The sequence below is a fragment of the Pedobacter sp. AW31-3R genome, assembly GCF_052180285.1.
Lineage (GTDB): Bacteria > Bacteroidota > Bacteroidia > Sphingobacteriales > Sphingobacteriaceae > Pedobacter.
Window position 1 is genome coordinate 3,925,079 of record NZ_CP197475.1, and the last position, 11,546, is coordinate 3,936,624.

The window sequence follows — 11,546 nt, forward strand, 5'->3', positions numbered from 1 at the left end:
ACATTGCAGAGAACAGATGAATTACAGCTCAATGACCGGAAGAGCAATACTACTCCACCATTCAGCTTCATCGCATGTATACCCAGGTTACATGATCAATAAAATTCAGCAATACTCCTTAAGGAAGACGCGCTCAAATCAGGATAATATATTTGGTTTATTGTTTCAAATATATTGTGATCTGCAAGTCTGTAGGTTTCAAAAATTGACCAAATGCTTTCATTATTTGGTAATAAAGCCTAAAATATCATTGAACGGTCTTATTCTCTCTTGTCTCAGTACGTATTTTCCTCAGGTAGTCGGATGGTGAAAGTTTATACTTTTCTTTAAAGCAGGTACTGAAATAGGACAGGCTGTTGAAGCCTGTGAGGAATGCAATTTCAGAAACGGTCTGCTCGCCGGCATCCAGCAATTGCCTGCTCCTTTTTAAACGGATATCCCGAACCAGCTCTACAGGGCTCAGGGTGGTCAGGCTTTTTAGTTTTTTATAAAAGGTCGTACGTCCCATGCCAATGTTCAGCGCTACCGTTTCCATGTTAAAGCCGGGATCTGACATTCCCTGCTCAATAATCCTGATGGTTTCTTTTAAGAAATGTTCATCCCTCGAAGTGATCACTATTTCCGAAGGTTCCATCAGGAGTACTTTTGAAGGCTGCTGTGCAGATAACTTTTCAAATAGTTTCTTCCGGGAAGCAATCAGGTTCTCTATGAATGCGAGCAGGTAATCGGTATGGAAAGGTTTGGTCATGTACCCATCAGCACCATAACGCAGTCCCTCAATTTTGCTTTCCACAGATGACTTTGCTGTCAGCAGCATGACAGGAATGTGGCTGGTCCGCAGGTCATTTTTTAGGAGGTCAAGCAGCTGTATGCCGTCCATATTCGGCATCATCACATCACTGATGACCAGGTCAGGGAGATGGCCAACCGCAGCAGCCCAACCCTCTTCACCATCTGCCGCATTGATAATCCGGTAAAGTCCTTCAAGCTTTAGCGATAAGAAGTTCCGTAATTCCTGATTGTCCTCCACCAGCAGGACCAGCGGAGCCCGATCGTCGGGAAGGTTCAGTGATGGAGGGATGGTGTTCACCGGCATGTATTCATCCACAAAACGTTCATTCCTGCGCACTGCAGTCTTCAGGACACCTGTAGCCTGATAAAACTCCTTGCTGCCCTTTAATTCAAGAATAAAGGTCATTCCTTCTGCAGCATTATTTTCAGCCCGGAGTTTTCCCTGATGATTTGCTGTCATTTCCCTGGAGAGCGCCAACCCAATTCCCGTACCTTTTAGATGATGTTGATCTGCTGAACCATTTCCTTCATAATAAACTTCAAAGATCTCTGTAAGCTTATTTTTTGCTACCCCCGGTCCCTGGTCAGTTACCCTGATTTCCACGTCATCCCCTGCAGTGATTTTCAGGGCGACCCTGATTTCTTTACCTGCCGGGCTAAACTTAAAAGCATTGGAGAGCAGATTATAAATAATAATATCAATTTTTTCCTCATCTACCCAAACCATCTTTTTTTCCTCATCTTCGGGAAGGATAAAGCTGATGTTCTTTTCTGCGGCAATCCCAAGAAAATGATGACCAATCTCCCGCAGCAAGGCCGCCAGATCAACCTCGGCAATTTTCAATTCCATTTTACCGTTCTGAACTTTCCTGAAATCCAGCAGCTGATTGATAAAACGGATCATCCGGTTGGCATTCCTGTTGACAATATTCAGATAGTCCGTCCCTCTGTCTGATAAATGCTCTGTCCTTGAAATCTCTTCCAGGGGACTAACAATTAAGGTCAGCGGTGTCCTCAGTTCATGTGAAATATTGGTAAAAAAAGACAATTTCATCTCCGTTAGCTTCTGCTCTACTACCACCTTATTCCTTAACCGGATCATGGTAAAAATGATACGTCTGGCCACTATTCCTATACCAGTCAGCAGCAATGCATAAATCAAATACGCCCATATGGTTAAATAAAACGGAGGTTTTACGGTAATCGCCAGCGTTTTCTGTGGAATATTTTCAAAAAGACCTGTATTGGTAGCCTTCACTTTAAAAAGATATTTGCCTGGAGGAAGATTGGTATAGGTTGCCTTCCGCTCATCATTTACATGATGCCAGATTTTATCAAAGCCTTCCAGTTTATAGGCATAGGTGATCTTGTTGACCGCACGGTAATCCAGCACCGCATAATCAATACTGATCACATTCTGGTCATGCTTCAGTTCCAGCTGGTCAATCTCATTGATAGCATATTTTAATGGCGAGCCTTCCGCTCCGGCAAGGATATCCCTGTAATATAACTGGATCCGCGTCAATGCCATATTCGCCTTTATTTTTTTGTCCAGAATGGCGGAAGGATCAAAAGAGATATATCCTGAGGCACATCCAAAATATAACTTTCCCGCTGCATCCATAAAACACGTTGCTTCAGCGAGTCTGCTTTTAGGAAGTCCGTCATTTGAATCGTAATTTTTAAACTTTCCACTCAGCGCTTCAAATTTTGACAGACCACTCTCTGTTGCTGCCCAGATATTATTGTCCCGGTCATTCGTGATGCTCAGCACCACATCATTGGAAAGCCCGTTTTCTGTGGTATATACTTTGAAGCTTAACCGATCAGGATGCTGTTTATCGGGAATCACCCTATTCAGTCCCCCGCCAAAGGTTCCTACCCAAAGCTGTCCTGCCTTATCCTCATGAATATATTGCACATTGTTATTTCCGAGACTACTGCGGTCTCCCGGTATCTTTTTATAACTGAGGAAATGATAATCATCCGGCCCCGTTCTATCCGGGTCAACCTTCAGCAGTCCATTGCTCGTGGCAATCCAGATATTACCTTTCCGGTCTTCCTTTAAGTGTCTGATGACATTATTGGCTGATAGCTGATAATGCCTGAAGGAATTGCGATGGTTCAGGAAGATCACTTTATGGTCCTTCAAACTCATCAGGTTCAGTCCGCCGCCCAGTGTACCCACCCAAATACGGTGATGCCGGTCTTCCAAAATACTGTATACATTATTATTGCTGAGGCTATTTTCATCATTGCCATCGCGCCTGTAGTTGATCAGCGTATAAGTTGCTCGCTCCTTATGGTCGGGAACAGCTTTAAATAATCCATTCCCCCTTGTCCCCATCCATACATTTCCCTGGCTGTCTTCCAGCAATGCATACACATTCCCCAGCAATTCCTCTCCCCGATTAAAAACACGTACAGGTTTATTATCCTTATAAATGTATACTTTACCTGCCTTGGTACATACCCACAACCGCCCTTTACGATCTTTCATCATGGCCCTTACCTCATTGTCCGACCGGGTCTTTGGTGTTTTAACCAGCTGACGAAAATTGAAGCGCTCACTTAAAGAAATCACTTTATTGATTCCTCCATCTTTTGCGCTTAACCACATCACGCCAGACTGATCAATAAATAAACTGGTAATAATATTGGAGAATTGCTGATCTGCAGCACCGGGCTGGTCATGAAAATAGTCAATACGATCTGTCAATACATTATAAAAGCCAAAGCCTCCCCCTTTCATGCTCACCCAAACTGTCCCATTGAGGTCACTTAATACCTTAAAGTCCCTGCTGGCACTCTCCAGATCCTGTTGCTGCGCATAAGACCGGAATCCGTCCTTTTCCGGATTATATTTCACAATTCCCTTTCTGGCCGGTTCAATCCAGATTTGTCCGTTGGTATCTTCATACAGGGAAAAATAGCTATCCGCTGGCGATAAGCCCAGGAACCTAAACCGGAAAGACTGGGGATCCAGCGAAATCAATCCCTTTCCTGAAGTGGAAATATACAATACACCCTTGCGGGAATAACACAGGGCGTTCAGCCTTGTCCCTTTACTCAGGGGAAGCTCACGAAACTTTTCAGTAGCTAGATTCAGCATCACAAGATTCCCTTCAGCAGTTCCAAAAAACAGGTAAGCAGCATTGCGTGCCGCGCAGGTAAATGAATAGGACGACAACAATCTGGTATCTGCAGGTTTAAAAGTAGTATTCACATAACCTTGCTCCCTGGTGTACTTTAAGCAGCTCAATCCCCCTTCTGTACCCAGCCAGATCCTGTTCAGGGAATCCCTGAAAAAAAACTTCACCTGATTACCACTAATGGCAAACCTTTTTCCTCCATTTTTAGCATATACAGAAATCTTTGGCTGATCAGTTGAATGGCTTGAAGCTGCATACAGGGCACCCCGATCTAAGGTAACCAGCCAGACTCCACCTTCCGGATCCGGCCTGATGCTGGAGATCACTACATTTTTAAAAAGGGATTTATAAGGTCCATCCGATATGGGCAGGAATTGTTCAGTTTTTTTATCAAAGCGGTAAATTTTATTGTCGTAGGTCTCTATCCACAGATAACGCTCGTTATCCTCCACAATGTTCCTTACTTTGTTATTTTTAAGATTTGAAGCATCACCCGGCCGGCTTTTATAGACCACAAAATCATGTCCGTCAAACCGGTTTATTCCGTCCCAGGTGCCAAACCACATAAAACCATCTTTATCACGCGTGATTGCCAGTATTCCATCATGGGATAAACCATCCTCAGTAGAATAACGTGTAATATTGCTGCTCAGCTGTGCAGCAACGGGATGAATACCAGCAATCAGCAGAGTCAGCAGCAGAAAACTACCAGCCGGGACTCTTCCTCCAAATCTGCATTTTATCAGGTTCCTCAGGCCAAAAAAGACAGAGATCGGGTTCCAGAATAAAAGATTAAGCTGATGAAGGTGCATGAAGGATTATATCTGGTAAGGTATTGCTGGTTATTCGCATAAAAATAGCAAATCAACAGAATAAACTACCTTTTTATCTGATCATTCTTTTCCCTGATCACCGTAACGCCCATCAGTCCCATGACCACATCATTACATAAAGTAGTAAAGCCCAGTTTCAGCATCGTTTTTGCAGGATCAACTGCCATACCAATCACACTTGCTGCCCCTCCTTCGATCTCTTTCCCATTCCATAATTTACCTTCCTCGGCATCCACCACTTTCCCCGTTTTCAGGTGAATCCTCAATGGGCGTTCCGCCCCCGTATGGAAAGCAAAACCATCTTCATACAGGTCCTTTTCTATTGGCCACCAGTTTTCCGGATTGCGCAGCAGGAGACTGTCCGCTGTTCCATCTGTATAAAATATTTTTATCCTGCCATTGTCCATCCGGCTCTGCATGGGATTGGTAGATCCTGCCATTAGTAAATAGAGATGAGTCGCTTTCCCTGTAATGGGGATCTCCATCGCTGAAGGATAATTATCCCACCTTGAAGTAAAGACAATATTCTTAAGCATCGTATCTGCCGGCGTATTGAAGGTAATCCCTGAAGGAAGCGTAAACTGGTTTGCAGTCCCGGCCATTTTTCGCAGCCCCATATCATTAATTTCAGGCGACAGCATAGGGTGTGTCCAATCGCCAATTCCCTGAACAGGGAGTTGCAGCGTGGTTGTTTTCGGACGCGGGGAAAGATACCTGTTTTTAAAAATCTGCGTTACTTTATCATTAAAATAAGGGCTCAGGTTCAGCGGTTCTATAAGTCTGTTTGAAAAATCCGGATGCCCCACACCAGCTTGTTCAGGTTTTCCTTTTCCTTGAGCAAGGATTTCAAAACACAATGGATACCAATAACTGAATGTTCCCGACCGCAATTTTACAAACACTGTACGGTGCCCCACCTCTCCCACAAGTTTTGCCTGCAAATGTCCATTGGAAACCTGAAGACCGGCACACACTTGCTGGGGATCAAACACCTCTCCGATTGTTGCATTTTTGAAATCTGCCACGAGATCAGCACCTTCCGGAAAAATACGCTTCAGCACTGGCTTTCCAAACTCTTCCTCTCCCCAGATCAACCTAATCACATATCTTTCTGCCACCGCATGGCTAATCTCAATTTGCGGTACCCCGATAGATGATTCCAGCTGCCGCCATTCCACATTTTTCCCATTTACCGTAACTGATTGAAGACGGTTGCGCCTTGCTTTTACCACCATCCTGAGCTCCATAGGATGGGAAAACGAAGGCACAATCACATATTCATCCTGCTTGCCGGTTCTTTTAAATTCAAACGATATATCCGGGATATGAAGTGAGGCATGATCCCATGCCGATGGCAGTCCCGGCCGCAGCAGAAGTGAATGATGTAAAGCGTCGGGTACTATACCGAAAAGCCCCTCCACCAATGCCCTGGCATTCACTCCTATAGGGTCAGCAAAATCACGATAGGCTTCTCCCCTTACCGCATCATAATGCGAGATCTGTACAAAATTCCCCGGACTTCCACCCAGGTACATACTGCTCAGCAACTCACTTTTCCAGAGTTTAAATGCTTCTTCTGTCCTTCCGGCCTGCCAGTTGGCTAAAGCGGTATGAGCAGATTCCGCAAGGACCACATTATTTAGCGACCATTCATAAGGCATCCAGTTGGTTGTAGATACTGTATAATACCCCTGATCAGCAAGCCCTTTTGCTCTTACCGGAATATGTGGTAAAGCGGTATCCACATAGCGAAGACTCTGCCAGGCCTGGAAGGGGTCTGCCACCCCGGCATCTATACTCTGGTAAATCGTCCATAAGGCAGCTGCAGGATGCAGCAAGCTGAGCCCCAGTGCATCTTTGTATTCTGCATACCAGCCTTTTGAAGGCATCCATAGCTGGGTATTCATGGCTTCTACAATCTTCTCTGCTTCATTGTGGTATGCTGAAGGATCTTCTCCTAACAGGGAAGCAATCTTCCCGGCATACAGGTTCGCCCTGTAGTTATATGCCGAGGAATGGGTCACGCTCCCTCCGCTGTATTGCAGGGCATCACTTGCCCAAATTGCTGCATAAGCATCATACAGACCATTGTTATCTGCATCAAAATTCCGTTTTTCCCATTCCAGGTGAAGTTTGATCACCGGCCACATTTCCCTTACAAAATTCAGGTCACCGGACCAGTTGAAATGCCAAAGCAGCTCATCCATATAGATGAGATTCATATCATAATGGTGGGGCCGGATCGATTTTCCTCCCGGATCGCGGCTGATGTACCCGCGACTGAACATCGCTGTCCCCATTTTCTCTCTGGAACGTGCCAGGTTCAATGCAGTATCAGCCTCAACAGGTCCTACAGCCGGATCCTGTACCTGCGATTTTGCATAGGCAGCGAAATGCTCAGCCGCACGGTCATGCCATCCCAGCGGATCCGCAGCATAAGGACCGCGCCAGCCATTCAGGCGCATACGCCAGCCTATTGCACCGTGCAAATAGGACGGAGATTCCCATATGGCATCCGCAGCCATGCTCAACGTTCCGCCCAGCGTATTCAAAAAAGGATCTGGAGTCTCGATCCGAACCCTGTCGGCAATTCTTTTACGGGAAATCTCTGCATGTAGAAATTCCTTCTCTGGTTCCAGCATTTTATCTCCGGCTTCCGGGTCAGGATTTTGTATACAGAAGTAAAAATCCTTTCTATTTGTGATTTTTACTTTGCCGCATAACGCAGGATACTCCTTCCCGCTGGACTTGTCCATCAGCAGTGGAGAACCCTGCACCCTTGCATCAGCAAGATGAAGATCTGCCGAAGGAAAGATGCCCTGCATTTTTTTATCTTTCCCATACTTCAGCAGGAATTGATTTCCCTTAATCTCAAATACATTGTTCAGACAATTTTCAGGTTTGAGGTAAAAAACTGATTCAGGATCCGGCCCCATATCCCCATTGCGGCTAAAATTTTTACCACTTGCGCCGCCAAACGACCAGAACAACTGGATATCCTTTCCTACCCCTTCAAATGTGGCATGGATAATCATACCTTCAGCATTTCCCAATGCCAGCACTTTCAGTTCTATCTTCCCCTTGCCCAACAGAGGGTCCCTGATCTCATACCGCATACTGCCTGCATCGTACCATGCCCTGATCTCTTTTGCTGCAATCATCCATTTACTCACCTTGCCGGAAATAAGACCCAGTTTAAAATTACCACCCATTCCAGGCATGTACAGTGCAAACTCCGGCAGATCTCCCGCTTCCACCCTGAATCCTGTATTCGTGCCATACAATGCACGGGTAAAACGGCGGCTGCCATTTTTAAGGTAAAAACTAGTCCCGACAGGAGTATAACGCAATTGCCGTTCTTCCCCATGCCAATTTTTGTTGCTTAACAATGGCGGATACAGTTCCTGCGCAAATCCGGAAACGGTTAGGAACAGAAAGAGCAAATACAGGTGTAAAAACTTTATATAGGACATATCAGGCAATTTTAAAACTATAAATGAATAGGATCTGAATCCGTAATCACAGGGGTATTTCCATCCTCGGCTTTGATGACCACATCTTTCACTTTCCAATCTTTTGCAAAAGAAATTTTACCTGCAGAGATTGCTTGTATATCCAGTTTTTCGAGTGAGAAGTTCCTAAGCATACAGACCTCCATGCCTAAAGCATGAATGGCTTTTTTTGCTCCGCTGGCTTTTATATTATACAGGTTAATATCTTTTATTTTAGGGATCCCCTGAGATTTGGGTTCTACCCTGGCCAGTAATTTCGTCCAGTGTGGCGGTATTGAATCTCTATGGTATCCTGCAGGAAGTTCAGCATAACTATACGCCGGATTCCAGTTAGGGTTCACCTGCAATACATTACCCACGCCATGCATCACAATATTATTGAAGTATACATCCTCCACCGTTCCGCCTCGGGTCATAGCCGACTTGATATTCAATGCATTTCCTGTACCATAGCCCACCAGATCAGTTGCCCATACATGCCTGATTCCACCGGAAGTTTCACTTCCCAGGGTAAGCAATCCGGCACCTTTCCTGGCTACACAATTGCGGATCACCACATACTCCGTAGGCCTGTTCACCCGGAGTCCATCCCAGTCGCGGCCAGCTTTCAGGCAGAAATTATCGTCATTGCAATCAATATCACAATGCTGAACCAATACCCAGGAGGACGAATCGATGTCTACTCCGTCCGTACTGGGACCATGACCGCCAACATTATTGTTAATCGTCACGTGTTCAACGGTCACATAGGAAGAATACAGCACCTGCACCGTCCAGAAACCCGCCTGCTGAAAAGTCAGTTCCTTCACCACCACATCGGATGAGGAAGTCACCAGCACTGTTCTTGGGCGACGGGCATCATAATCGACAATCCAGCGTAATCCTTTGGCATCGTATACTTTGCGGAGATTCCAGTAGAAATCCCAAAATGGCTTTCCCTGTGCATTCACCAATCCCCCGCCTGAAATTGCAGCCTTATGCTGCCCGATAATATTGATCAGTGCGGCAGGCCATTTCATTTCAATTCCGGCAACCCGTGTATCCATATCAGGGTAATCATTGATATCCTGACTGCCAAGGAGCTCCACCCCCTTACCAATATGAAGATCAACACCGCTTTTCACAAACAATGAACCGGTGAGATATCTCCCCGGGGAAAAAGTCACTCTCCCTCCACCCTTTGCAGCGCAGGCATCGATGGCCTGCTGAATCGCTTTCGTATTCAGTGTTTTTCCATCATTCCTGGCACCATATTCTTCTACCGGAAAGATGGCATTGTTAAAACTGAACTTTCTTGCGCCCACTTCGGCGACCCATGAAGGCACTTTCGGTTGTGAAAAAGCCGCACTGAGCGGTAACAGAAGAAGCAACAGGAAGAAGCTGCGCGAGGGAAGGATCAAATTCATAATTCTATATCTTAAATTTATCTATGCTTAATATTTAGGGTGTTGCTGACCTTTTAAACCGGTGTTGATATCAATAGTAGTCGTCGCGAGTGGCAGGATCTCCACTTTATTCTTTTCAAGTCCCCTGAAAAGGTTGGTAATTAAAGCGGCATTTGCCGACAGTACGCCTTGTGAATTCAGGGGGGAAGCCCCACGCATCCGCAACACCACCAAACCTTCAGTCACCAGTCTTGTAGAATCTGCAGGAGTCATTTCATTATAGGCCGTATAGGGTACGGCAACTACTTTGTCCTGAAATCCTGTGGCTACTTCTTTTTTATAGACCCTGTAAAGGTCACTATTGGCATACTTTCCTGTTCTGTTTGCCAGTGCGATCACATTTTGTTTCGTAGCAGTAAGCGTTTCATATAAAATTCCCCAGCGGGCAAGATCTGTCCTGCGCAAGGATTCGAATCCAAATTCAAATTTACGCTCCTCAATAATCGCATTTCTGAATCCCGCATAATCTGATGGTATGGTTCCAATCTTCGTTGCATCACCAGCAAATCCGCGGGTACGTACCTTTTCCAGGCTTGATTTAGCTTCTGCTGTAGGGCCGTTGGAAACTTCATTCAATGCTTCAGCATACATTAAAAGAATATCAGCATAACGAAGCACCGGCCAGTTGATATCGCGTGCATTAATCGCAGTACCTTTCTGGTCCGACCAGTTCACCCTGAACTTACCAATCGTATTACTGGAGTAGGAATTCATCTTCCTGCTGTTGTCACTGTCAATTCCATAATTACAGATGGTCACATCCCGGCGGGTATCGCCTTCAGCAAAATCAAACCAATAGGTTGGGGTCACCCCCATGGCTGGCTGACTTTTGCCAAACAGACTGCTGGTATGGATGAAAATTCCATTCGTATACCCCGCTGCGGAACCATTGTTATCATTCCCATACTGACCATACTCCAGCATAGATTCACTGTTATATTTTCTCATAATCAGGTCACGGAACAGTGTCTCATAACTGGAGAGCAATGTATTTTCCCCTTTATCTATTACTGCCTTACAGGCATCAGCCGCAATCTGGTAGAGTTCCCTGATACGTTGCTGATCCGGGCGCTGCGCAACCTGAACAGATCCAGCCGAATAGGTATTTAAATCCCAGCGTAAAGAATATCCTGCAGCATACAAGGCTACACGTGCAAGAATTCCATAAGCTGAATTTTTTGTAAAACGTTCTGTGGTACTCACTACACCAGCACTTTTCCAGGGCAATAGGGTAATTGCTTTCTGGAGGTCAGCCACACATCCATCATAAATGACATCGCGGCTCACCCGCGAAGAAGTAAATATCCCTGTTTCCCCGACAGGAGCAGTAGAATAAGGCACATCGCCAAAGAAACGTACGATATTGAGGTAGTTCATTGCCCGAATGGCATAAACTTCCCCCAGCAGACTGTTAATTTTTGCCTGTTCTGCTTCAGAAAATCCGGTCATGCCTTCCAATCCCTTAATCGCCACATTGGAATATTCAATTCCCATATACATCGCTGTGTAGGTAGAGGTAGGAATATTTGCAGGAGTATATACATAGTTAGCCACCTGATTTTTACTATTTGTTTCCCCTTCCGTAGAAATACATTCATCGGTACCCATACCCAATTGATAATACAATTCCCTGTTGAACGTCTGTGAGTAACAGCCCACTACAACCATTTCTGCTTTACCAACAGTTTCGAAGATCGTCTGGCTGTTAAATTTCGATTCAGACGGCTGGTCTAAAAATTTCTTACAGGAAGACAGCGTAAATAAAGATAACACTATCCCGGTGGCATAGTAAATATTATAAATTCTTTTCAT

4 protein-coding genes are annotated in these 11,546 nt (G+C 45.2%); all 4 read right to left on the minus strand.

Annotation, left to right across the window (positions count from 1 at the left end; all coding sequences use genetic code 11):
- Positions 1–247 precede the first annotated feature (247 nt).
- Positions 248–4,756, minus strand: a complete 4,509-nt coding sequence (locus ACSBL2_RS16200) for a hybrid sensor histidine kinase/response regulator transcription factor (protein ID WP_442587588.1) — start codon at positions 4,754–4,756, stop codon at positions 248–250.
- Positions 4,757–4,821: 65 nt separating this feature from the next.
- Positions 4,822–8,250 carry a DUF4450 domain-containing protein gene (locus tag ACSBL2_RS16205; protein ID WP_442587589.1) on the minus strand — a complete coding sequence of 1,143 codons (3,429 nt, stop codon included), beginning with the start codon at positions 8,248–8,250 and terminating at the stop codon, positions 4,822–4,824.
- Positions 8,251–8,267: 17 nt separating this feature from the next.
- Positions 8,268–9,695, minus strand: coding sequence for a glycoside hydrolase family 28 protein (locus ACSBL2_RS16210; RefSeq protein ID WP_442587590.1), 1,428 nt, complete (start codon positions 9,693–9,695; stop codon positions 8,268–8,270).
- A gap of 27 nt (positions 9,696–9,722) precedes the next feature.
- Entirely contained in the window at positions 9,723–11,546 is a 1,824-nt protein-coding gene (locus ACSBL2_RS16215; RefSeq protein ID WP_442587591.1) for a RagB/SusD family nutrient uptake outer membrane protein, read from the minus strand.